At 59.8% G+C, this 20,653-nt stretch carries 24 protein-coding genes, 5 tRNA genes and 1 pseudogene; 20 read left to right on the forward strand and 10 right to left on the reverse strand.

Annotated features, from left to right (window positions below; genetic code table 11):
* Nucleotides 1-96 precede the first annotated feature (96 nt).
* The 5 genes from pilV to thiO all read left to right on the forward strand — a co-directional run bounded on the left by pilV (nt 97) and on the right by thiO (nt 3,403).
* The gene (gene pilV, locus ACHPFG_RS04815) at nt 97-582 is read left to right on the forward strand and encodes a type IV pilus modification protein PilV (RefSeq protein WP_431701732.1); all 486 of its coding nucleotides are present in this window, start codon (nt 97-99) and stop codon (nt 580-582) included.
* Nucleotides 579-1,280, forward strand: coding sequence for a prepilin-type N-terminal cleavage/methylation domain-containing protein (locus tag ACHPFG_RS04820; RefSeq protein ID WP_431701733.1), 702 nt, complete (start codon nt 579-581; stop codon nt 1,278-1,280). Before pilV ends, ACHPFG_RS04820 begins: the two co-directional genes overlap by 4 nt.
* Before the next feature lie 10 nt (nt 1,281-1,290).
* Nucleotides 1,291-1,818: a pilus assembly PilX family protein gene (locus tag ACHPFG_RS04825; protein WP_431703438.1), complete on the forward strand. Its 528-nt coding sequence runs from the start codon at nt 1,291-1,293 to the stop codon at nt 1,816-1,818.
* An 11-nt stretch (nt 1,819-1,829) separates the two neighbouring features.
* Nucleotides 1,830-2,231, forward strand: a complete 402-nt coding sequence (locus tag ACHPFG_RS04830) for a type IV pilin protein (RefSeq protein ID WP_431701734.1) — start codon at nt 1,830-1,832, stop codon at nt 2,229-2,231.
* Between the two features lie 62 nt (nt 2,232-2,293).
* On the forward strand, nt 2,294-3,403 hold the full coding sequence (thiO, locus tag ACHPFG_RS04835) for a glycine oxidase ThiO (RefSeq protein WP_431701735.1): 1,110 nt from the start codon (nt 2,294-2,296) through the stop codon (nt 3,401-3,403).
* Here the strand turns inward: thiO and ACHPFG_RS04840 are convergent.
* Together ACHPFG_RS04840 and ACHPFG_RS04845 are read right to left on the reverse strand one after the other, a co-directional pair.
* Nucleotides 3,390-3,623: a PP0621 family protein gene (locus ACHPFG_RS04840; protein WP_027606845.1), complete on the reverse strand. Its 234-nt coding sequence runs from the start codon at nt 3,621-3,623 to the stop codon at nt 3,390-3,392. The two genes, thiO and ACHPFG_RS04840, sit on opposite strands and share 14 nt — an antisense overlap.
* A 126-nt stretch (nt 3,624-3,749) precedes the next feature.
* Nucleotides 3,750-4,775, reverse strand: a complete 1,026-nt coding sequence (locus ACHPFG_RS04845) for an outer membrane protein assembly factor BamD (RefSeq protein ID WP_131698489.1) — start codon at nt 4,773-4,775, stop codon at nt 3,750-3,752.
* 149 nt (nt 4,776-4,924) lie between these two features.
* On the opposite strand from ACHPFG_RS04845, the gene rluD reads away from it, so the two are divergent.
* The 7 genes from rluD to ACHPFG_RS04880 all read left to right on the forward strand — a co-directional run bounded on the left by rluD (nt 4,925) and on the right by ACHPFG_RS04880 (nt 10,036).
* Nucleotides 4,925-5,887 carry a 23S rRNA pseudouridine(1911/1915/1917) synthase RluD gene (rluD, locus tag ACHPFG_RS04850; protein WP_090409564.1) on the forward strand — a complete coding sequence of 321 codons (963 nt, stop codon included), beginning with the start codon at nt 4,925-4,927 and terminating at the stop codon, nt 5,885-5,887.
* Entirely contained in the window at nt 5,884-6,609 is a 726-nt protein-coding gene (gene pgeF, locus ACHPFG_RS04855) for a peptidoglycan editing factor PgeF (RefSeq protein ID WP_431701736.1), read from the forward strand. The genes rluD and pgeF overlap by 4 nt, the downstream gene beginning before the upstream one ends.
* A 146-nt stretch (nt 6,610-6,755) precedes the next feature.
* Nucleotides 6,756-9,320 carry an ATP-dependent chaperone ClpB gene (gene clpB / locus ACHPFG_RS04860; protein WP_115486600.1) on the forward strand — a complete coding sequence of 855 codons (2,565 nt, stop codon included), beginning with the start codon at nt 6,756-6,758 and terminating at the stop codon, nt 9,318-9,320.
* A gap of 303 nt (nt 9,321-9,623) precedes the next feature.
* Nucleotides 9,624-9,699, forward strand: a tRNA-Asn gene (locus tag ACHPFG_RS04865).
* Nucleotides 9,700-9,708: 9 nt separating this feature from the next.
* Nucleotides 9,709-9,785: transfer RNA gene (locus ACHPFG_RS04870), tRNA-Pro, on the forward strand.
* Between the two features lie 5 nt (nt 9,786-9,790).
* Nucleotides 9,791-9,866: transfer RNA gene (locus ACHPFG_RS04875), tRNA-Lys, on the forward strand.
* Nucleotides 9,867-9,959: 93 nt separating this feature from the next.
* Nucleotides 9,960-10,036: transfer RNA gene (locus ACHPFG_RS04880), tRNA-Pro, on the forward strand.
* A gap of 131 nt (nt 10,037-10,167) precedes the next feature.
* Here the strand turns inward: ACHPFG_RS04880 and ACHPFG_RS04885 are convergent.
* Genes ACHPFG_RS04885 through ACHPFG_RS04895 form a run of 3 tightly spaced genes read right to left on the reverse strand, consistent with a single transcriptional unit; the run spans nt 10,168 to nt 12,384 of the window.
* Nucleotides 10,168-11,466 carry an NAD(P)/FAD-dependent oxidoreductase gene (locus ACHPFG_RS04885; protein WP_145335397.1) on the reverse strand — a complete coding sequence of 433 codons (1,299 nt, stop codon included), beginning with the start codon at nt 11,464-11,466 and terminating at the stop codon, nt 10,168-10,170.
* A gap of 60 nt (nt 11,467-11,526) precedes the next feature.
* Nucleotides 11,527-11,700: a DUF3094 family protein gene (locus ACHPFG_RS04890; RefSeq protein ID WP_016976295.1), complete on the reverse strand. Its 174-nt coding sequence runs from the start codon at nt 11,698-11,700 to the stop codon at nt 11,527-11,529.
* A 54-nt stretch (nt 11,701-11,754) separates the two neighbouring features.
* Nucleotides 11,755-12,384 (reverse strand): DUF1780 domain-containing protein, encoded by a 630-nt coding sequence (locus tag ACHPFG_RS04895; protein WP_027604891.1) that lies wholly within the window; start codon nt 12,382-12,384, stop codon nt 11,755-11,757.
* A 104-nt stretch (nt 12,385-12,488) separates the two neighbouring features.
* Here ACHPFG_RS04895 and ACHPFG_RS04900 point away from each other — a divergent pair, with 104 nt between their 5' ends.
* The 3 genes from ACHPFG_RS04900 (at nt 12,489) to ACHPFG_RS04910 (ending at nt 13,933) form a co-directional block, all read left to right on the forward strand.
* Nucleotides 12,489-12,956 (forward strand): FAD/FMN-containing dehydrogenase, encoded by a 468-nt coding sequence (locus tag ACHPFG_RS04900; protein WP_431701737.1) that lies wholly within the window; start codon nt 12,489-12,491, stop codon nt 12,954-12,956.
* Nucleotides 12,953-13,642, forward strand: a complete 690-nt coding sequence (locus tag ACHPFG_RS04905; protein WP_431701738.1) for an energy-coupling factor ABC transporter permease — start codon at nt 12,953-12,955, stop codon at nt 13,640-13,642. The genes ACHPFG_RS04900 and ACHPFG_RS04905 overlap by 4 nt, the downstream gene beginning before the upstream one ends.
* A 75-nt stretch (nt 13,643-13,717) precedes the next feature.
* Complete coding sequence (locus ACHPFG_RS04910) at nt 13,718-13,933, forward strand: hypothetical protein (protein ID WP_003171680.1); 216 nt, start codon at nt 13,718-13,720, stop codon at nt 13,931-13,933.
* On the opposite strand, the gene yacG is transcribed toward ACHPFG_RS04910, so the two are convergent.
* From yacG to ACHPFG_RS04930, 4 genes are read right to left on the reverse strand one after another with little or no spacing between them, the layout of a single operon-like run.
* The gene (yacG, locus tag ACHPFG_RS04915; RefSeq protein ID WP_003188437.1) at nt 13,930-14,130 is read right to left on the reverse strand and encodes a DNA gyrase inhibitor YacG; all 201 of its coding nucleotides are present in this window, start codon (nt 14,128-14,130) and stop codon (nt 13,930-13,932) included. The genes ACHPFG_RS04910 and yacG overlap by 4 nt on opposite strands.
* Nucleotides 14,127-14,750 carry a dephospho-CoA kinase gene (coaE, locus tag ACHPFG_RS04920; protein WP_027604887.1) on the reverse strand — a complete coding sequence of 208 codons (624 nt, stop codon included), beginning with the start codon at nt 14,748-14,750 and terminating at the stop codon, nt 14,127-14,129. The genes yacG and coaE overlap by 4 nt, the downstream gene beginning before the upstream one ends.
* The gene (locus ACHPFG_RS04925) at nt 14,747-15,613 is read right to left on the reverse strand and encodes a prepilin peptidase (RefSeq protein ID WP_431701739.1); all 867 of its coding nucleotides are present in this window, start codon (nt 15,611-15,613) and stop codon (nt 14,747-14,749) included. The genes coaE and ACHPFG_RS04925 overlap by 4 nt, the downstream gene beginning before the upstream one ends.
* Nucleotides 15,610-16,818, reverse strand: a complete 1,209-nt coding sequence (locus tag ACHPFG_RS04930; RefSeq protein ID WP_431701740.1) for a type II secretion system F family protein — start codon at nt 16,816-16,818, stop codon at nt 15,610-15,612. The genes ACHPFG_RS04925 and ACHPFG_RS04930 overlap by 4 nt, the downstream gene beginning before the upstream one ends.
* Before the next feature lie 201 nt (nt 16,819-17,019).
* Here ACHPFG_RS04930 and ACHPFG_RS04935 point away from each other — a divergent pair, with 201 nt between their 5' ends.
* From ACHPFG_RS04935 to ACHPFG_RS04955, 5 genes and pseudogenes are all read left to right on the forward strand, one after another.
* Nucleotides 17,020-17,430, forward strand: a complete 411-nt coding sequence (locus ACHPFG_RS04935; RefSeq protein WP_131698538.1) for a pilin — start codon at nt 17,020-17,022, stop codon at nt 17,428-17,430.
* 35 nt (nt 17,431-17,465) lie between these two features.
* A complete protein-coding gene (locus ACHPFG_RS04940; protein ID WP_431701741.1) occupies nt 17,466-18,866 on the forward strand; it encodes an O-antigen ligase family protein in 1,401 nt (466 codons plus the stop codon).
* 48 nt (nt 18,867-18,914) lie between these two features.
* Nucleotides 18,915-18,987: transfer RNA gene (locus tag ACHPFG_RS04945), tRNA-Thr, on the forward strand.
* A gap of 178 nt (nt 18,988-19,165) precedes the next feature.
* Complete coding sequence (locus tag ACHPFG_RS04950) at nt 19,166-19,471, forward strand: DUF6388 family protein (protein WP_431701742.1); 306 nt, start codon at nt 19,166-19,168, stop codon at nt 19,469-19,471.
* Between the two features lie 21 nt (nt 19,472-19,492).
* Nucleotides 19,493-19,582 (forward strand): annotated as a pseudogene (locus ACHPFG_RS04955) (outer membrane lipoprotein carrier protein LolA); the annotation flags it as partial.
* A 7-nt stretch (nt 19,583-19,589) separates the two neighbouring features.
* Here ACHPFG_RS04955 and nadC read toward each other — a convergent pair.
* Complete coding sequence (gene nadC, locus ACHPFG_RS04960; protein ID WP_131698480.1) at nt 19,590-20,438, reverse strand: carboxylating nicotinate-nucleotide diphosphorylase; 849 nt, start codon at nt 20,436-20,438, stop codon at nt 19,590-19,592.
* Nucleotides 20,439-20,653: the final 215 nt, after the last annotated feature.

Raw genomic sequence — 20,653 nt, forward strand, 5'->3', positions numbered from 1 at the left:
CCGTGGGCAGCGCCGGTCAAAAACCGACGCTAGTCTGGTGTCGCACGGCAGGGTTTTCCTGTTTTTCTTCGGCCCTCGACATGGATGACGACGGTAATGCTTACTTGCCTGAAAATCTGTTCGCCCCTGGCTTTTCCTCGTTATGAAATCGGCACGACGTTGATCGAAGTGCTGGTGGCGGTGCTGATTCTCGCCGTCGGCCTGCTAGGTGCGGTGGTGCTCCAGCTCAACGCCCTCAAGTACACCGACAATTCGAGGATGACCAGCCAGGCCAGTTTCATCGCTTACGATATGCTCGACCGAATTCGTGCCAATTCCGGCGCCGACTATTCATTGCGCCGGGACGAACGGGCGCCGACGAGTACTGCGACCACCAGCGTGCGTGATGTGGACCTACATGATTTCCAGGCCAATATCCGCGGTTTTGCCGGGGACAGTGCCAAAGGCTCCGTGGCGGTCAGTGCAGACGAAGTGACTGTCAGTATCAGTTGGGATGACAGCCGGGGTGCAAATAGGCCTGGCGCGCGGGAAACCTTCACCCTGACCAGTCGCATCGACAATGAGCCTGGTGTGATGCGATGAGACATGGAGTTAGAGGTTTCAGCCTGGTGGAATTGTTGCTGGCCCTGGTCGTCGGTTTAGTGCTGGTGCTGGGGGGGAGCCAAGTGCTGATCAGTTCCCGAGTGACCTACGCCAGCCATCAGGCGGCCATGTTGCTGCAGGATGATGCGCGGTTTGTACTGGGCAAGATGATCCAGGACATTCGCCAGGCGGGAATGTTTGGCTGTTTGGCCCCGGTCTTTATCGAGAACGCCCCGCCAGCCTTTGAAAGGCCTGTCAGCTGGAGTGCCGGGGGCAGTTCAAAGTCGCTGACGCTGGTCACTGCCGATGTCGGCGATGGCAGGCCTGACTGGACGGTGCTCTCCGACTGCACTGCTACCGCTCAAGCCTATTCAGGCAGCTCACCTGCGCCTGCTCCCGGGCAGATTCGTTTTGCGATTCGGCAACTGACCTACACCTTCGAGGCGGGCCAGTTGAAGGTCAGCACGCCTGCCGCGCCGGCCAAGGCTGTGTTGGTGGATAACGTACGGGCTTTCGATGTCAGTTTCGGCGTGGCTGCCAGCCCGGCATCCGTTCGGGTTGTGCGTTATGACGCTATCCCAACCGATGAATCCTTGATCCGCAGCGTACGCATCCGCATGACGCTGCAAGACCCGACGGGGCGGGTAAAAGATCAAACCTACAGCGTCGTGGCGGCGCTGCGAAACCGTGTGGGGTAGGGAGGCCATGATGCAGGCGGAAGGTGTTTTGTCGCGGCAGCGGGGAATGGTCCTGCTGATAAGCCTGGTGTTTTTGCTGCTGTTGTCGGTGATCGGCCTGTCTTCCATAGAGGGGGCGATAACCCAGCAAAAGATCGCAGGCAGCCTGTGGCACCGCAACCAGTCGCTGCAAACTGCAGAAAGTGGTTTGAGGCTTGGAGAGCAAGGTGTGAGGCGAAAGGGGGCGGCTTTGCCGCAATGCCCGTCGATCGCTGCCTGCGGGCCACCGGATGAAGCGTTTTCGGTGGTGGGCGCCGGGCCCCATCCTGTGTCATCGGTTAACTGGGTTGCCATCAAGGGTGGGCTCTACGGTATTCAATCCCTGGGGCCGGGTGTAGGGCTGCCGCATGTGCCGCCGCAAACCCTGGCGACGTTGTACCGGATAACAGCGGTCGGGCTCAGTGGCCAATCGCGCACGGTATTGGAGAGCGTGTATGCGCGGGTGGAGGAGGAAAGTGGCTCGCGGTTTCGGCGGGTTTCGTGGCGGCAACTTCAGTAAGGAGCATTGGAATGGGCAAGGACAGCCAGGGCTTTACCCTGATCGAGTTATTGATCGCCGTGGCGATCATCGCATTTCTGGCCGGAATCGCTTATCCCGGGTACACCGGCCATGTGAAAAAGGTCTACCGCGCGGAAATTGTCGCGCTGCTGACTGAGCAAGCTCAGCATCTGGAGCGCTTTTATGTGAGGAACGGCACTTTTATTGACGCAAGCGGCGTCAGTACGGGCAATCATCGCTATAGAATCACCGCAGCGTTGAACCCTCAGGATTTCTACCTGGTCGCTACGCCGGGTGCTGACTCGGTGATGGCTGGCGACCCTTGCGGTGACTTCAGCTTGGGCAGCACTGGTGCGCGTGGCAATCCGGGTGCGGCACCTGAAATGTCGCGCCAGATATGCTGGGGGCAATGATGAGGGTGCTGGATGATTGGGCGCCGGGTGCGCGTTTTCCTATTTATCGGCTGGATCAAATGATGGCTAAGCAACAGCAAGTGGTGATTGTCGGTGGCGGAGTCATCGGCTTGTTGACGGCGTTTAATCTGGCGACCCAGGGGCAGGCTGTAACCCTGCTGGAGCGCGCCGGTGTCGGGCAGGAGTCGTCATGGGCGGGCGGGGGCATTGTGTCGCCACTCTATCCGTGGCGCTACAGCCCGGCGGTCACAGCGTTGGCCCATTGGTCCCAGGATTTTTATCCGCAACTGGCTGATCGGCTGTTTGCCGCTACCGGTGTCGACCCGGAGGTTCATACCACGGGCTTGTACTGGCTGGACCTGGACGACGAAACCGAGGCGCTGGACTGGGCGGCCCGTGAAGGCCGGCCCCTGAGCAAAGTGAATGTATCTGCCGCCCATGATGCTGTCCCTGTTCTGGGCGGTGGGTATTCCCAGGCAATCTACATGGCCAACGTGGCCAACGTGCGCAATCCGCGCCTGGTCAAATCCCTGAAGGCCGCGCTATTGGCGCTGCCTGCCGTGACCGTTCACGAACAGTGTGAAGTGACCGGTTTTATTCTGGACGGCGGCAATGTCGTTGGCGTGGATACGGCAGAGGGGCCGCTTCTGGGGGATCAGGTGGTGCTCGCAGCGGGGGCGTGGAGCGGTGAGTTGCTCGCCACGTTGGGACTGGCGCTGCCGGTGGAGCCGGTCAAGGGGCAGATGATTTTGTACAAGTGCGCCTCGGACTTCCTGTCGAGCATGGTCCTGGCCAAAGGGCGTTATGCGATCCCTCGACGCGACGGACACATTCTCATCGGCAGCACGCTGGAACATGAGGGGTTCGACAAGACGCCTACCGACACCGCGCTGGAAAGCCTCAAGGCCTCGGCTGTGGAACTTATTCCAGCCCTGGCCGACGCCGAAGTGGTGGGGCATTGGGCCGGCTTGCGGCCCGGCTCGCCGGAAGGCATCCCCTATATCGGCCGGGTCCCCGGTTTTAAAGGGCTGTGGCTCAACTGCGGTCATTACCGCAACGGGTTGGTCCTGGCGCCGGCATCGTGCCAGTTATTTGTCGATTTGCTACTGGAACGTGCTCCGATTATCGACCCGGCACCCTATGCCCCCGAAGGTCGGATCAACGCTGGATAGATTTCGGTCCTTGCTCCAGATGCGCCTGGGTGCAATACCACTCCTGGCGCGAACTCAGGGCGCGATCCTGTGGCAAGTGCACGCCGCAGTGTGCACAACGCACCATCAATGCTGCACCGGGCTCGCTGGTGCGTTGCTGCCTGGCGGTCGGGCTTTTGAATTTGCGCCAGAACCATACCGCGGCAGCAATAACGGCAATCCAGAACAGAAGACGAAGCATGATGGGCGGATTCTCGATAAGTAGTGCGCCAGTTTAGCCAAGGACGTGGCAGGCGCACAGCGCAATAATGCTAACCCATAAAAAAGGAGCCCCTCGGGGCTCCTTTTTTGCGTTGCGTCGACAGGCTCAGTCGAACACACCGAAGGTCATGTAGCTGAACCACGAGCGGTCCTGGTTGTTGCCCAGGGCCTGCGGCTCTTCTTCCTCGATCACGTCGCCGTTCTCGTCATGCGGCTTGAGGTCCGAAGGAATGGCTTCCTTGGCATCCTGGAACTGCTTGATCACGTCCTGGTTGGCGCGGGTTTCACCCGGCGGCAATGGTGGACGCGATTCGATCAGGCCCAGGGTGTACTTGCTCAGCCACGAACGGTTGTCCGCTTCGGCAACCTGAGGCACGAACTGGCCGTCTTTCAGGCTCGGGTGATCAGGGTAGTTGAGCTTCAGGGTTTCCAGGCTGGTGTTGGCCAGCTCGTCCAGGTGCAGACGCTGGTAAGCCTCGGTCATCACCGCAAGGCCGTCACCCACGGACGGCGTTTCCTGGAAGTTTTCTACGACATAACGACCACGGTTGGCGGCGGCTACATAAGCCTGACGGGTCAGGTAGTAGTGGGCTACGTGGATTTCGTAGGACGCCAGCAGGTTGCGCAGGTAGATCATGCGCTGCTTGGCATCCGGCGCGTAGCGGCTGTTTGGATAGCGGCTGGTCAGCTGGGCGAACTCGTTGTAGGAGTCGCGGGCGGCGCCCGGGTCGCGCTTGGTCATGTCCAGCGGCAGGAAGCGCGCCAGCAGGCCAACATCCTGGTCGAACGAGGTCAGGCCCTTCAAATAGTAGGCGTAGTCCACGTTCGGGTGTTGCGGGTGCAGGCGGATGAAACGCTCGGCGGCGGACTTGGCCGCTTCCGGCTCGGCGTTCTTGTAGTTGGCGTAGATCAGCTCAAGCTGGGCCTGGTCGGCGTAGCGCCCGAACGGATAACGCGACTCCAGTGCCTTCAGCTTCGCTGTGGCGCTGGTGTAGCTATTATTGTCCAAGTCTTTCTGTGCCAGTTGGTACAGCTCGACTTCGCTCAGGTTTTCGTCGACGACTTCCTTTGTTGACGAGCAAGCAGCAGTCATGGCGAGGATGGCGATCAGCAGCAGGTGTTTCACTTGCATGGCGGCTTGCGTCCCTATGACGGCCGCTGTCTTGGGCGGGGCCGTCCTGTTATGATGAGCGCCCCGTTGAAAGCCTCGGGGCAAAAGACGCCGTATTTAACCACAAGCGCGCAGCCGAAACCAAAGGCTGTGCCACGCCTAGTCTGAGCATGTCCGATAAAATTGAACTTCGCGCAGAGGTGCCGTCCGAATTGGGCGGCCAACGCCTCGATCAAGTCGCCGCACAATTATTCGCTGAGCACTCGCGCTCGCGCCTTTCCGCCTGGATCAAAGACGGCCGCCTGACTGTGGATGGAGCGGTTATCCGCCCGCGAGACACAGTCCATGGTGGTGCGATTCTTGAGCTGACTGCCGAGCAGGAAGCCCAGGGAGAATGGGTCGCCCAGGACATCGAGCTGGATATCGTCTATGAAGACGACGACATCCTGGTCATCAACAAACCCGCAGGCCTGGTGGTTCACCCGGCGGCCGGGCACGCTGATGGCACCTTGCTCAATGCCCTGCTGCACCACATCCCGGACATTATCAACGTGCCGCGTTGCGGCATCGTGCACCGTCTGGACAAAGACACCACCGGCTTGATGGTGGTGGCCAAGACCATTCAGGCGCAAACGCAACTGGTGACGCAATTGCAGAGCCGCAGCGTCAGCCGTATCTACGAGTGCATCGTGATCGGCGTGGTCGTGGCGGGTGGCAAGATCAATGCCCCGATCGGTCGCCACGGCCAGCAGCGTCAGCGTATGGCGGTGATGGAAGGCGGCAAGCAGGCGGTGAGCCACTACCGCGTGCTGGAGCGTTTCCGTTCCCACACCCATGTGCGGGTCAAGCTGGAAACCGGTCGAACCCACCAGATTCGCGTGCATATGGCCCATATCAACTTCCCGTTGGTAGGCGATCCTGCCTACGGTGGCCGCTTCCGCATTCCGCCTGCGGCGAGCCAGACCATGGTCGAATCGCTCAAGACGTTCCCGCGCCAGGCCTTGCATGCACGTTTCCTGGAACTGGATCATCCGACGAGCGGTAAGCGCATGAGCTGGGAATCGCCCCTTCCAGACGATTTTGTCTGGTTGCTGTCGTTGCTCAAGCAGGATCGCGAGGCATTTGTCGGGTGAACAACTGGCTGATTCCTGACTGGCCCGCGCCTGTCGGGGTGAAAGCCTGTGTGACTACCCGCACGGGCGGCGTCAGCCTGGCGCCGTTCGACAGCCTTAACCTGGGCGGTCACGTCGAGGACAGCCTTGAAGCCGTCCTTGAGAATCGCCGTCGCCTTACCGACGCCTTTGGTATTCAGCCGGCCTGGCTGCGCCAGGTCCATGGCGTGGACGTGGTCGAGGCCGACCCTGGCCGCGTGGCTGAAGCCGATGGCAGCTGGACCAGCACACCGGGCATCGCCTGCACTGCGATGACCGCCGATTGCCTGCCTGCGTTGTTCTGCAATCGTGCCGGCACCCGTGTCGCGGCAGCCCATGCCGGCTGGCGTGGACTGGCGGCTGGTGTGTTGGAAGCCGCTTTTGAACGCCTGGATGCCGAGCCTGCCGACGTACTGGTCTGGCTGGGCCCGGCGATTGGCCCGCAAGCCTTTGAAGTCGGCCCCGAAGTGCGTGAAGCCTTCATTCAGCAACTGCCGACAACGGTCGCAGCCTTTGTACCAAGCCGCAATCCCGGCAAATTCATGGCCGATATCTATCAGTTGGCCCGCCTGCGCCTTGCTGCGCGTGGCGTCACCGCTGTTTATGGTGGTGGCTTCTGCACCGTGACCGATCCACGCTTCTTTTCGTACCGGCGCAGCCCCCGCACGGGACGTTTTGCCTCCCTTATCTGGCTTGAACGCTAGACTCTGCTGATCTGGGTCAATGCTGATCCATATCAACCACCGCTTGCTTGAATCTTCCAGAATCCACCCCATCTATAAGGGTATCTGGCAGGTTTCTTCATTCAGGATGTTTTATAGCTCCGGCCTGCTCAAAAGGAAGGTGACTAATGCGTATTGATCGTTTAACCAGCAAATTGCAGTTGGCCTTATCGGACTCCCAATCCTTGGCGGTGGGTCTCGACCACCCGGCCATCGAGCCTGCGCACTTGATGCAGGCGCTCCTGGAACAGCAAGGTGGTTCTATCAAGCCCTTGTTGATGCAGGTGGGCTTTGATGTCAGCAGCCTGCGCAAGGAATTGAGCAAAGAGCTCGACCAACTGCCGAAAATCCAAAATCCGACCGGGGACGTGAATATGTCCCAGGATCTGGCGCGCCTGCTCAACCAGGCCGATCGCCTGGCCCAGCAGAAGGGTGACCAGTTCATCTCGAGCGAACTGGTGCTGCTCGCCGCCATGGACGAGAACAGCAAGCTTGGCAAGTTGCTACTCGGCCAGGGTGTAAGCAAGAAAGCCCTGGAAAACGCCATCAACAACCTGCGTGGTGGTGATGCGGTTAACGACCCTAACCACGAGGAGTCGCGCCAGGCCTTGGACAAGTACACCGTCGACCTGACCAAGCGTGCCGAAGAGGGCAAGCTTGACCCAGTGATCGGCCGTGACGATGAAATTCGTCGCACCATCCAGGTTCTGCAGCGTCGCACCAAGAACAACCCCGTGCTGATCGGTGAACCTGGCGTGGGTAAAACCGCGATTGCCGAAGGCTTGGCCCAGCGCATCATCAATGGTGAAGTGCCGGACGGTCTTAAAGGCAAGCGCCTGCTGTCCTTGGATATGGGGTCGTTGATCGCCGGTGCAAAGTTTCGCGGTGAGTTCGAAGAGCGCCTGAAATCCCTGCTTAATGAACTGTCGAAGCAGGAAGGGCAGATCATTCTGTTTATCGACGAACTGCACACCATGGTCGGCGCCGGTAAAGGCGAGGGCTCCATGGATGCTGGCAACATGCTCAAGCCCGCCTTGGCGCGAGGCGAGTTGCATTGTGTCGGTGCTACTACGCTCAACGAGTATCGCCAGTACATTGAAAAGGACGCGGCCCTTGAGCGTCGTTTCCAGAAAGTCCTGGTGGAAGAGCCGAGCGAAGAGGACACCATCGCGATCCTGCGGGGCCTGAAAGAGCGTTACGAGGTCCACCATAAAGTGGCGATCACCGACGGCGCGATCATTGCGGCGGCCAAATTGAGCCATCGCTACATCACCGACCGTCAATTGCCGGACAAGGCCATCGACTTGATCGACGAAGCGGCCAGCCGCATTCGCATGGAGATCGACTCCAAGCCGGAAGTGCTCGACCGCCTGGATCGTCGCCTGATTCAACTGAAAGTCGAATCCCAGGCACTTAAGAAAGAAGAGGACGAAGCAGCCAAGAAACGCCTGGAAAAACTCCAGGAGGAGATCGTCCGCCTGGAACGCGAGTATTCGGACCTTGAAGAAATCTGGACCTCGGAAAAAGCCGAAGTACAGGGCTCTGCGCAGATCCAGCAAAAGATCGAGCAGTCGCGCCAGGAGCTGGAAGCCGCACGCCGTAAAGGCGACCTGAACCGCATGGCCGAGTTGCAGTACGGGGTGATCCCGGACCTGGAACGCAGCCTGCAGATGGTCGACCAGCACGGTAAGGCTGAAAATCAGCTGTTGCGCAGCAAGGTGACCGAGGAAGAAATCGCCGAGGTCGTCTCCAAATGGACCGGTATCCCCGTGTCGAAAATGCTCGAAGGCGAGCGTGACAAGCTGCTGAAGATGGAGCACCTGTTGCACCAGCGCGTGATCGGCCAGGAAGAGGCGGTCGTGGCGGTGTCCAACGCGGTGCGGCGGTCTCGGGCCGGTTTGTCCGACCCGAACCGTCCGAGTGGCTCGTTCATGTTCCTCGGTCCGACCGGCGTGGGTAAGACCGAGCTGTGCAAGGCATTGGCCGAGTTCCTCTTTGATACTGAAGAGGCCATGGTGCGGATCGATATGTCCGAGTTCATGGAGAAACACTCGGTGGCTCGCCTGATCGGTGCTCCACCAGGCTATGTAGGCTATGAGGAAGGCGGTTACCTGACCGAAGCCGTTCGACGTAAGCCTTACTCGGTGATCCTGCTGGATGAGGTCGAGAAGGCTCACCCGGACGTATTCAACATCTTGCTGCAAGTGCTGGAAGATGGTCGGCTTACGGACAGCCACGGGCGTACGGTGGACTTCCGCAACACGGTGATCGTGATGACCTCCAATCTGGGCTCGGCGCAGATCCAGGAGCTGGTAGGTGATCGTGAGGCCCAGCGCGCGGCTGTAATGGATGCGTTGACTACGCACTTCCGTCCGGAATTCATCAACCGGGTCGACGAAGTGGTGATCTTCGAGCCATTGGCGCGGGATCAGATCGCGGGCATCACCGAGATCCAGTTGGGACGTCTGCGCGGTCGCCTGGCGGAGCGCGAATTGTCGCTGGAGCTGAGCCGAGAGGCGTTGGACAAGCTGATCGCGGTCGGTTACGACCCGGTGTATGGCGCACGACCTTTGAAACGTGCGATCCAGCGCTGGATCGAGAACCCGCTGGCGCAGTTGATCCTGTCGGGCAGCTTTATGCCGGGCACCAGCGTCGAGGCGACTGTGGAGAACGACGAAATCGTCTTCCACTGAGCCCGAATTGCACTGCAATAAGAGAAGGCCCTGCATCCCAGGGCCTTTTTTTTCGATAGGGCGTTGAACTGTAAGGCAAAGGCTTGTAAAGTGCGCCCCGCAGCAACGTCAGCCCACGGGTTTCTTCTCCCCAAGAAGAAATCAGAAAGAAGCGCAAATCATTGTCTTAAAAGCAATTTAAAGGGTTGACAGGGGTTTTTAAGATTGTAGAATAGCGCGCCTCAGAGACGCTAACGTAGCGATACGGACAGGGTCGAAGAGAAGGTTACACAGCAGTAAAAGTTGTACTTTGAAATATGTAGTTCCGTGATAGCTCAGTCGGTAGAGCAAATGACTGTTAATCATTGGGTCCCAGGTTCGAGTCCTGGTCACGGAGCCAATTTCAAACCGGGGTATAGCGCAGTCCGGTAGCGCGCCTGCTTTGGGAGCAGGATGTCGGGAGTTCGAATCCCCCTACCCCGACCATATTTGGGTCGTTAGCTCAGTTGGTAGAGCAGTTGGCTTTTAACCAATTGGTCGTAGGTTCGAATCCCACACGACCCACCATTTTTGAGACCAGTTAACGCTGGAATCGAATCTTAAGATCAGAGGCCAAAAGCGCTGATCGAAGAAGGCGACTGAAAGGTCGCCTTTTTTTTCCGGGGTATAGCGCAGTCCGGTAGCGCGCCTGCTTTGGGAGCAGGATGTCAGGAGTTCGAATCCCCTTACCCCGACCATATTAAAAATCCTCGTATCGAAAGATACGGGGATTTTTTTTGCCTGAAATTATCTCAACTCCAACATAAAACTAGTATGGGAGAGGCAGTTCCCCTCCCACATTGAACGAGTCCCACCAGGGACTCTGCCGTCAGTGAAGTTTCAGGCGCGGTTCGGTCCCGCGGCCAATCTTGCTGCCCAGCATCAGCATCGCCGTGCGGAAGAAGCCATACAGCGCCATCTGGTGCATGCGGTACAGCGACACATAGAACATCCGCGCCAGCCAGCCCTCCAGCATCACGCTGCCGGTCAGGTTGCCCATCAGGTTACCTACCGCCGAGAAACGCGACAGTGAGATCAGCGACCCATAGTCGGTGTACTTGTACGACGGCAGGTCCTTGCCTTCGATACGCAGTTTCAACGACTTGGCCAGCAACGAGGCCTGTTGGTGCGCGGCCTGGGCCCGTGGCGGCACATTACGATCGGTGTCCGGTTGCGGGCAGGCGGCGCAGTCGCCAAAGGCGAAGATATTTTCATCGCGTGTGGTTTGCAGAGTGGGCAGCACTTGCAGTTGATTGATGCGGTTGGTTTCCAGGCCATCGATGTCCTTGAGGAAGCCCGGTGCACGAATCCCGGCGGCCCACACTTTGAGGCTGGCAGGAATCACCTGCCCACTGCTGGTGATCAATGCGTCTGCGGTCACTTCGCTGACCGCAGAGTTGGTCAGTACCGTCACCCCGAGCTTCTCCAGGGTTTTATGCACCGGCCCGCCGATCCGCTCCGGCAGGGCCGGCAGTACACGCGGGCCTGCTTCGATCAGGGTGATGTGCATGTTTTCCGGCTTGATGCGGTCCAGGCCATACGCCGCCAACTCATGGGCGGCGTTATGCAGTTCGGCGGCCAATTCGACCCCGGTCGCACCCGCGCCGACGATGGCAACGCTGATCTTTTCCACCACATCGGTCTGCCCGGCATGGGCGCGCAGGTAGTGGTTCAGCAACTGCTGGTGGAAGCGCTCGGCCTGCTTGCGTGTATCGAGGAACAGGCAGTGCTGTGCCGCGCCCTCGGTGCCGAAATCGTTGGTGGTGCTGCCTACCGCAATCACCAGGCTGTCATAGCCCAGCACGCGCGCAGGCACCAATTCGCGGCCTTCTTCGTCGAGGGTGGCGGCCAGCTGGATTTTCTTCTGCTCACGGTCGAGCCCGCTCATGCGCCCCAGCTGGAACTCGAAGTGGTTCCATTTGGCCTGGGCGACGTAATTGAGTTCGTCTTCCGAAGAGTTCAGTGAGCCGGCAGCGACTTCGTGCAGCAAAGGCTTCCAGATGTGGGTGAGGTTGGCGTCCACCAGCGTGATGCTGGCGGTGCCGCGCTTGCCCAGAGTCTTACCCAGGCGCGTAGCCAACTCCAGGCCGCCGGCGCCGCCGCCGACGATAATAATACGATGGGTCATGGGGATATCTCGCAAGGCTAAAAGAAATCGGAGCAGTTACCCCCGCGAGCGCCAGGCAGCTCATAGCGTCAGGTAACTCAAAAGGCGGCTCAGCAGGCCGAGCCCGATCACCACCACCAGCACCACACCAAGGAGCAGCCACGGCCGGAAAGGCTTGCGCTCGACTCGGTTCTGGGAGAGTTGCAGGTACTCTTCGACATGCTGTTGGTCGTCGGGGTTCAGGCGGCTGGTCATATAAGGCCTCGTCAGGTAGACGTTGCAAAGGGGCGCCACGTTACAGCGAGGGGATCAGAGGCTGATGCCCACGTCGAACACTATGCTGCGCCCCAAGTTGTTGCGCAAGAAATCCGGCGCGTCCGGGTGGGCGAACAGCACCCGTGCAAACGTTGGCCCCACCAGCGACAGCGAGCGCCAGCCCTGGCGCAGGTATTCCGTTGGCGGTGGGAAGTGGCTGTTGAGGTCGAGCACTTCGCGCTTGAGACTGGTGAAGGCGACGATATCCAACTCGCCCAGGTCCATGCCGCGCTCCTTATAGTTGTGCGCTTTTTTGCGCAGCGTGGGTGCCAGGCGCAGCAGGAATTCATGGGCGGGGATGCGCCGAGGCTTGGCTTCGCGGCGCACCAGTTGGCTCAGGGAAAAGGCACTGCGCCGGCGTAGCAACTCATCGCGCCATTCGTCGTTCAGGCGCCGGCCTTCATCAAGTACGAAAAACACCTCGAAACTGGCATCGCGAAACAGCACGTCAGGCGGCTCTTGCCCGGCGGGATGAAACTCTTCGGCGCGGTAGGGCACATTCAAGCCTTGCAGCAGGCGCTGGCAAACCCAACGCTCACGCTCCCATTTGCGGGCATTGGACAGGAACGCATTGGCTTGTTCGGCTGCTACGGTGAGCAGGCGCAAATAATCTGAGTCATCCATGCTTGCAGCTTAGCGTCCAAATGATGACCGCAGGAAGTCCTGCTGCAAAAGCCAGGGTGTAGACTGGCCTTTCAAGCGTAATTCCCCCGAATGAGGAGCGTGCAGTGAAGTTTCTGGTGGTGCTATTGCTAAGTGTTTTACCGGTATGGGCACAGGCTGTTGAAGTGGGCGAACGCCTCGCTCCCTGGACCTTGCTCGATCAATTCGACCAAGCCTATACCCTCGATAACCAGGCGCAGATTCTGTTGGTGGCGCGCAGCATGGATGCGGCCAAGCTGGTCGACGCGGCGCTGCAAGGCCAACCTAAAGGCTACCTCGAAGCGCGGCATGCAGTGTTCGTCGCTGACATCCAGCGCATGCCTCGACTGATCGCCAAATTGTTCGCGGTACCGGCCATGCAATCCTACAACTACCGCGTCATGCTGGACCGTGACGCGCGTATCGCCCCGCGTTATCCCGCGGCGGCGGATAAAGTGCTGTGGCTGCAGGTGGATAACGGTACGTTGGTTTCTCAACAGGAATACGGCACCGCTGCTGAACTGCGCCAGGCCCTGGAGCAGGTGAAGCCGTGATCAGCGCCGCAGTGCTGGCGCCCACAACCCTCGGCATCGGCTGGCTGTTGTATGCGCCGGTGCTGTTATGGGCGATCCTGCGCGCGCCCTGGGTCGAGTTGTTTGCCGACCGGCGGCGTCAGCATTTGCTGTTCGGTACGGTGTTCGCACTGTTCATGTTGTGGTTGGTGCGACGGGATTTCGACACCGGAGTGTCCTACCACTTTATCGGTATGACCGCCGTAACCCTGCTGCTGGATTGGCCCCTGGCCATCGTCGGTGGTTTTGCCGCCCAGTTCGGGTTAATGCTGCTTGGGCGCCAGGACCTGGCAGCCCTTGGCGTCAACGGCCTGCTGCTGGTCGTGCTGCCGGTGCTGATCACCGAAGGCTGTGCGCTTGTGGTCGAGCGAGCGCAGCCGCGCAATCCCTTCGTGTATATCTTCTGCTCCGGTTTTTTTGCTGCCGCGTTGTCGGCCTTGTGTTGCCTGCTGCTGGGGCTCGGGTTGCTGTGGTTCGACGGTCGTTTTGCCATGCCGGAATGGTTGGAGGATTTCGTCGGCTACCTGTGGCTGATCATCTTCCCCGAGGCCTTTATCAACGGCATGGTGATCAGCGCCCTGGTGGTGTTTTGTCCGGAATGGCTGGAGACATTCAACCGCACACGCTACCTCTCGGCACCCTGGAAGGATGACGAATCGCAGCGTTGACCCAGATCAAATCCCGTGCAGCCGAGCAGGCCCATGCTCTGCGAAATTTTCCTAGGCAAGGCGGGAGCACGAATCATGAGTGTGTACGAGTGGGCACGGCAGGAGTTGCGCAGAAGCCAGGATGCGGCACAGGAAATCGGTTTCGACCCAGGCTTGACCCTGCGCGCGATGCTCAGTGCGGTGGTACAGCAGAGCAAGGGCGTACGCAGTTTCGAAGACCTGGCCGACGAGCTGCAATACCTCGCAGAAAACCTCGACGACCAGCAGGAATACGCCTTTATGCGGCCTTAGTGGCGTGGCGGCAAGTCTTCGGAAAACAGCTCGTCTTCGGCATCCGGAGCCACGGGAATCTTGTGTTCCTCGGCGGCCCACGCGCCCAGGTCGATGAGTTTGCAACGGTCCGAGCAGAACGGCCGGTTGAGGTTGGTCGCTTTCCATTCCACGGGTGCGCCGCAGGTTGGGCAGTCGACGGTCAAGGGTTGGCTCATGATCGGCCTCCACGCAAAGTAAGGTAAAAGTGGTGCAGTCGCTCGACCTCGCTGTGCAGCCAGGCGAGGTCCTGGTCATTGACCAGCACGTCATCGGCATGGTTCAGGCGATCTTCACGGCTGGACTGGGCCTTGAGGATTGCCTGAACCTGTTGTTCGCTGATGCCGTCGCGCTGCAGGGTACGCTGAATCTGCAGCGATTGCGGCACGTCGATCACCAGGATGCGCTGGGTCATGCTGTACTGGCCCGATTCGATCAGCAGCGGTGACACCAGGATCGCGTAAGGCGAGCGGGCGCGAGCCAGGTGACTGCGAATCTCCTCGCCAATCAACGGGTGCAGCAGGGCTTCCAGCCAGCGGCGCTCTTCGGGCACCTCAAAGATCAGCTTACGCAGAGCGGCGCGGTCCAGCTGGCCGTCAGGCTGCAATACGCCAGCACCAAAATGCTCGGCGATGCGGGCCAATGCCGGGCGGCCGGGTTCGACCACCCAACGTGCGGCGTGATCGGCGTCCACCAGGTCAATGCCCAGGTCGATAAAGTGCTGGGCTGCCGCACTTTTACCGCTGCCGATGCCGCCAGTGAGGCCAAGAATCCAGGGTGTTGCAACAGGAGTGGTCATCTGAAACCGACGGACTGCAAATAGAAGTCGGTTATTTGACCACCCCAGAGCAATGCAATCCAGCCGGCAATTGCCAGATACGGACCAAATGGCATCGGCGTGGACGCCTGGGTCTTGTGCAGGCGCATCATGATCAACCCGACAACCACCCCCACCAGCGAGGACATCAACAGTGTCATCGGCAATAGCTGCCAGCCACCCCAGGCGCCGAGCAGGGCCAGCAACTTGAAATCACCGTGGCCCATGCCGTCTTTGCCGGTGACCAGCTTGAACAGCCAGAACACGCTCCACAGGCTCATGTAGCCGATCACGGTACCCCATAACGCGTCGGCTAATGTCGTCAGTAATCCAAAGCTGTTGACGATCAGCCCCAGCCACAGCAATGGCAGCACCAGCACATCCGGCAGCAACTGGTGGTCTGCATCGATCAGGCTCATCGCCAGTAATCCCCAACTCAACACCAGCACCGCTGCGGCTTCCCAGCCAAAGCCGAAATGCCAGGCGACCCCTGCCGAGATCAACCCACAGGCGAGTTCGGTGAAAGGGTAGCGGGGGCTGATGGCCCCCCGGCAATGGGCGCAGCGGCCCCTGAGTATCAGGTAGCTGAGCAGTGGGATATTTTCCCAGGGCCGAATGGGATGATCACAGTGCGGGCAGCATGAGTTGGGGTGCATCAGGTTGTAGGTCGGCCCGTCAGGTTCGGCAGGTAGACCGAGCACCTCATGGGCTTGGGCACGCCATTCCCGTTCGAGCATTTTAGGCAGGCGCCAGACCAGCACGTTGAGGAAGCTGCCGACGATGAGCCCCAGTACCAACGCTATGGCGACAAAAGCCCATGGGTGCTCGTTCAGCAGCACGCTCAAAATGCGCTCCCTAACTGGAAGACCGGCAGGTACATGGCGATGACCAGCGCGCCGACAATCCCCCCCAGGACCACCATGATCGACGGCTCCATCAGGCTGGTGAGGTTGTCGACCTGGTTGTCCACCTCCGCTTCATAGTGGCTGGCGACCTTTTCCAGCATGTACTCCAGGGTGCCCGACTCTTCACCGATCGCCGTCATCTGGATCGCCATGCCGGGAAACAGGCCACTGTTGACCATGGATTGATTCAGTTGCATACCAGTGGATACATCGTGACGCATATGTTCGATTGCCTGTTTGAACGGGCCATTTCCCACGGCGCCGGCGACTGAATCCAATGCCTGTACCAGTGGGACACCGGCGGCAAAGGTCGTGGAGAGCGTGCGGGCGTAACGGGCCACAGCGGATTTTGTCAGCAGTTTGCCTGCCAGGGGCGCTTTCAACAAACCGGCGTCCAGCCAGTAGCGAAAACCCGACGAGGTCCGATAGGCCTGGCGAAGTCCAATGGCGCCCGCGGCTATGCCCAACACCAGCATCCACCATGCGTGCTGCATGAACGCCGACAAGGCAATCACATGTAAGGTAAATGCCGGCAGTTTGCCGTCGACCCCGGCGAACAGGCTCTGGAACTGCGGCACCACATGGACCAGCAGTATGCCGGTGACCAGGCTGGCAACCACCAGGACTGCAATGGGGTACGTCATGGCCTTTTTGATCCTGGCCTTGAGCTGCTCACTTTTTTCCCGGTGGATCGCCACCCTTTCCAGCAGTGTCTCAAGCGCCCCGGCCTGTTCGCCGGCGGCTACCAGGTTGCAGTACAGCGCATCGAAATAACGCGGTTGTTTGCGCAATGCATCAGCCAGGCTGCTGCCGGCCGCGATCGCCTGTTTAAGTCCTTGCACCTGTTCACGCACTGCTCGGTTGTCGACGCCTTCGCTGATGATGTCGAAGGCTTGCAGAAGTGGAACCCCTGCCTTCAGCAGCGTAGCCAGTTGGCGAGTGAGCAGGGTGATGTCAGCCGCTTTGACTGATGGTGCGAGGCTTGGCAGCAGCGGAGATTGCTTGCGCACACGGCCGGGGCTGATCCCTTGCTGGCGCAGTTGTGCCTTGACCAGGGCAGGGTTGTGCCCCTTGGTTTGCCCGGACACCCTGCGCCCTTTGCGGTTGATGCCTTCCCAGGCGTAAATCGTCGAAGCATTGTTCATGTCGCGGTTCCGCATACAGGCTGTCGAAGATTTATAGCTTAGTCAGGTGACGGATTCGGGCATGCCGATGGCGCAGGATAAAAATGTCAGAATGTGCGTCTTGAACGCGATTGACCGCTTGCGGGTGAGTACACTGGCGCCGTTGCAAAACGGGGTGCAGGACGCGCCTTGTCATGAGTTCTATTCTGGAGAGTGAATGTGATACGTCAGAAAGGCTTTACCTTGATCGAGTTGTTGATCGTCGTGGCAATCATCGGCATTTTGGCCACCATCGGCTTGCCCATGTACACCACGCACCAGGCCAAGGCCAAGTTCACTGCCGGCCTGGCTGAAATTGCCGCGTTGAAGGCCGGCTACGAAGACACCATCAACCAGGGCACCGTACCTACCTTGGCCTTGATCGGCGGCACCAGCCCCACCGCCAACTGCAAGATCGATGTGGCAGGCGACGTGGCCACGGGCGCGGGCTCCATCAGCTGCGAAATACTCGACGCGCCGGCGCCGGTGCTGGGCAAGACCATCAGCCTGGTGCGCAGCGCCACCGGCTGGAAGTGCACGACTACCGCTGAAGCGAAATATGTCGGCAAGGGCTGCGGCACCGACGGGGCATAACTGCTAAACCATCCACAGGGAAGTCGAGGTGGCCGATGGCGTTATCCGTACAGCAGCGAGGCGGAGTTTTCCTGATAGCAACTGCGTGCCTGATGACTGTCGGGATTTGCGCACCGTTCGGTGGGCATGATCTACAGCGTGGAATGCAAATTGCCATCGGGTTTTGCGCGGTGCTGTATGGGTTGTCGGTTACCTCGACTGAACCTTGGGTGGACAGGCCCACGGCCTGGGGAGTAGCGCTGGTTGTCGGGCTGGGCCTGCTGTCTTCGGCGTTTGCCCATCAGCCGCTGTGGGCCCTCACCGAAGTGGCGCTGTTTATCAGCTGCGCGGCGATTGCCGTCGCCTTTTCCCTGCTTCGTCGTCACGGCGGCGAGTCTTTGGATCGCGTGCTGATCCTGATTGTGGTGGTGTTGTGCCTGATCAAGTCGGCCGAGTATCTCTATGCCGGTACGCTCGCGTTCACCAGTGGCGAGCGCGCGCTGGACCCTGACGGGCTGCTGTCCGGCTTTTCCAACAAGCGTTTCTACGGCCAGTTTCAGACATTTACCCTTCCATTGCTGGCGCTGCCCTTGCTGATCCCCAATCTCTCCCGCGCCTTGCGAGGTACGGTGTTTGCGTTGTTGTGTGTCTGGTGGCTGATCGCGATCAGCGGCGGTACGCGCGGCACCTGGCTCGGTATGGGCATGGCGGGCGTGGTGTTGGCGGTACTTGGGCCTGGGGGACGTCGCTGGCTGGGCTGGCAGTTGGCCGCAGTGTTGGTTGGACTGTTGCTGTATTGGCTGATATTCACGGTGCTGGCGGATTACCTGGGGGCTGAGCCCTCCAGTGGTGCCAGTGATCGTCTCACCACCTCGCTGTCGGGACGTGGCCCGATCTGGTGGCAGGCGTGGCATATGCTGGTCGAGCGGCCGTGGCTTGGTTTCGGGCCGATGCATTTTGCCGATATCGCCAACAGGATTGCCGCTCATCCCCATCAGGCGATTCTGCAATGGGCCAGCGAATGGGGTGTGCCCTCGGCGCTGTGCGTGGCGGTGCTGGCAGGGCGAGGCGGCTGGGCCACGTTGGCTGTGCTACGCGAGCGAGCGCTGTCCGCCGAGCGTGTTGACCTGCTGCGTTTGTGCCTGTCTGCGGCGTTGGTGGGGGCGCTGGTGCAGTCCATGGTCGATGGCGTGATCGTGATGCCCAACTCCCAGGTCTGGTTGGCGCTGGTGGTGGGCTGGCTGATGGCGCTGCATGTGTCGCACATGCCAGCAAGCGCTGCGCTGCCGTTGGCCCGGAACCTATGGAAAGCCTTGAGTGTGTTGGCCGTTGGTCTGTTGGTGTTTATCGCGATGCGCGATGTGCCTCACCTCCAGCAAGCCCAGCAGCAGTACCAGGACGGCGAAGGTCGTCACCTGCAACCACGCTTCTGGGCTCAGGGGGTCATTGCCCGTTGAAGGGCGCAAGTTGCCGGACGCCCGATGCGGTGCTAGCTTTAGCCCACCGCCCGTGTAGCTCAGTTGGTAGAGCAGCGCACTCGTAACGCGAAGGTCGCAGGTTCGATTCCTGTCTCGGGCAAAAAGGCACTACTGTTTTAGCTGCAGTGTTTTAACGGCAGTGTTTCAAAGGCAATGTTTTCAGATGATCCCAGAATGGTTCTGAAGGCCAGACGAGTTGGCACGTGTGCCCGCTCTTTTGTATCTGCGCAACCTTGATGACCCAGATGCATCCCCATTCCTCGATCTAAGAGAACAACATGACCACGACTGAAATGACCCAGGAAGTTCGGCATCAAGCAGCCCTCGAAAAATACCTTGAGGAATCGCCGCAGCTCAAAGAAGAGATCAAGGACCTGAGCGCCGATGATCAGCGCGACCAGGTCCAGTGGGCCTTCGAGGACGAAGCCGAGAGCCAGGGCTTCCAGCCTTGGGAACTGACCCTCAAGTACACCTCGACACCGGAAGAATTCGAAGCGGCACGGCTGGCCTTGCACAAAGAGGCGGCCGAGGTGCTGGGTGTCGAATGGGAAGAGTATTGCGAGATGAATGATTTGGTCGTTTAAAAGCAGCTTGTAGGAGCGAGCTTGCTCGCGAAAATCGCTAACGATGACGCGGGCTGCCTGGTTCCCTGCGGCGTTCTCAGGTTTTTCGCGAGCAAGCTCGCTCCTACCGTTAAGGTGCTCAAATACTGAGACGCATCGACAAATCCACTGCTTTCACATCCTTGGTCATCGCACCAATGGAGATGTAGTCCACCCCCGTCTCGGCGATAGGCAGCAGGGTGGTTTCATTGATCCCGCCGCTGGCTTCCAGCTTGGCCTTGCCGCCGTTCAGGCGCACGGCTTCACGCATATCTTCCAGGCTCAATTCATCGAGCATGATGATGTCGGCGCCCGCCGCCAGCGCTTCGCGCAGTTCGTCCAGGCTCTCCACTTCGATTTCCACCGGCTTGCCGGGTGCGATCTTGTGGGCGGCGCTGATGGCTTGGGCAATCCCGCCACAGGCCGCGATATGGTTTTCCTTGATCAGGAACGCGTCATACAAACCGATGCGGTGGTTGTGGCAGCCACCGCAGGTCACCGCGTATTTCTGCGCCAGGCGCAGGCCGGGCAGGGTTTTTCGGGTGTCCAGCAGCTTCACCTGCGTGCTGGCGACAAAATCCGCCAGGAACCGGGCACGTGTGGCGACCCCGGAGAGCAATTGCAGGAAGTTCAGGGCAGAGCGTTCGCCACTGAGCAGCGAACGCGCCGGACCTTCCAGGCGGAACAGGACTTGGTTGGGGCTGACGCGCTCGCCGTCGGCCACCTGCCAGTGCACGGCAACCCGCGGGTCCAGTTGGCGAAATACCGCGTCCACCCACGCTGTGCCGGCGATGACGGCGTCGTCGCGGGTAATGATGGTGGCCGTGGCCAGCCGTTCGGCCGGGATCAACTGTGCGGTGATGTCGCCGCTGCCGATGTCTTCCAGGAGCGCGCGGCGCACGTTGGCTTCGATTTCGGCAGTGAGGTCGGCAAGACGGAGGTTTGGCATAACAGGCTCCACAAACAAGGTGTCCCGATTATAGGGGCAGCGTGCGTTTGAACCCAGGCTCACCACTCATTTACAACGCAATGTCAGAGTTTGCTGGCGCAACCGCACTCATTTGCAAGATAATCTTGCGCCTTGCAATTGGCGTCATAGCTTTGACGCAATGGTGGTAACCGGTTATCCACAGCGCTTATTGGGCCTGTACACGATCTTTCCCC

The organism is Pseudomonas sp. BR20 (assembly GCF_050780135.1).
GTDB lineage: Bacteria > Pseudomonadota > Gammaproteobacteria > Pseudomonadales > Pseudomonadaceae > Aquipseudomonas.

Coding starts and splice junctions, on each gene's coding strand:
- pilV (WP_431701732.1), top strand. CDS start 97: ATGCTTACTTGCCTGAAAATCTGTTCGCCCCTGGCTTTTCCTCGTTAT.
- ACHPFG_RS04820 (WP_431701733.1), top strand. CDS start 579: ATGAGACATGGAGTTAGAGGTTTCAGCCTGGTGGAATTGTTGCTGGCC.
- ACHPFG_RS04825 (WP_431703438.1), top strand. CDS start 1,291: ATGCAGGCGGAAGGTGTTTTGTCGCGGCAGCGGGGAATGGTCCTGCTG.
- ACHPFG_RS04830 (WP_431701734.1), top strand. CDS start 1,830: ATGGGCAAGGACAGCCAGGGCTTTACCCTGATCGAGTTATTGATCGCC.
- thiO (WP_431701735.1), top strand. CDS start 2,294: ATGGCTAAGCAACAGCAAGTGGTGATTGTCGGTGGCGGAGTCATCGGC.
- ACHPFG_RS04840 (WP_027606845.1), bottom strand. CDS start 3,623: ATGCTTCGTCTTCTGTTCTGGATTGCCGTTATTGCTGCCGCGGTATGG.
- ACHPFG_RS04845 (WP_131698489.1), bottom strand. CDS start 4,775: ATGCAAGTGAAACACCTGCTGCTGATCGCCATCCTCGCCATGACTGCT.
- rluD (WP_090409564.1), top strand. CDS start 4,925: ATGTCCGATAAAATTGAACTTCGCGCAGAGGTGCCGTCCGAATTGGGC.
- clpB (WP_115486600.1), top strand. CDS start 6,756: ATGCGTATTGATCGTTTAACCAGCAAATTGCAGTTGGCCTTATCGGAC.
- ACHPFG_RS04885 (WP_145335397.1), bottom strand. CDS start 11,466: ATGACCCATCGTATTATTATCGTCGGCGGCGGCGCCGGCGGCCTGGAG.
- ACHPFG_RS04890 (WP_016976295.1), bottom strand. CDS start 11,700: ATGACCAGCCGCCTGAACCCCGACGACCAACAGCATGTCGAAGAGTAC.
- ACHPFG_RS04895 (WP_027604891.1), bottom strand. CDS start 12,384: ATGGATGACTCAGATTATTTGCGCCTGCTCACCGTAGCAGCCGAACAA.
- ACHPFG_RS04910 (WP_003171680.1), top strand. CDS start 13,718: ATGAGTGTGTACGAGTGGGCACGGCAGGAGTTGCGCAGAAGCCAGGAT.
- yacG (WP_003188437.1), bottom strand. CDS start 14,130: ATGAGCCAACCCTTGACCGTCGACTGCCCAACCTGCGGCGCACCCGTG.
- coaE (WP_027604887.1), bottom strand. CDS start 14,750: ATGACCACTCCTGTTGCAACACCCTGGATTCTTGGCCTCACTGGCGGC.
- ACHPFG_RS04930 (WP_431701740.1), bottom strand. CDS start 16,818: ATGAACAATGCTTCGACGATTTACGCCTGGGAAGGCATCAACCGCAAA.
- ACHPFG_RS04940 (WP_431701741.1), top strand. CDS start 17,466: ATGGCGTTATCCGTACAGCAGCGAGGCGGAGTTTTCCTGATAGCAACT.
- ACHPFG_RS04950 (WP_431701742.1), top strand. CDS start 19,166: ATGACCACGACTGAAATGACCCAGGAAGTTCGGCATCAAGCAGCCCTC.
- nadC (WP_131698480.1), bottom strand. CDS start 20,438: ATGCCAAACCTCCGTCTTGCCGACCTCACTGCCGAAATCGAAGCCAAC.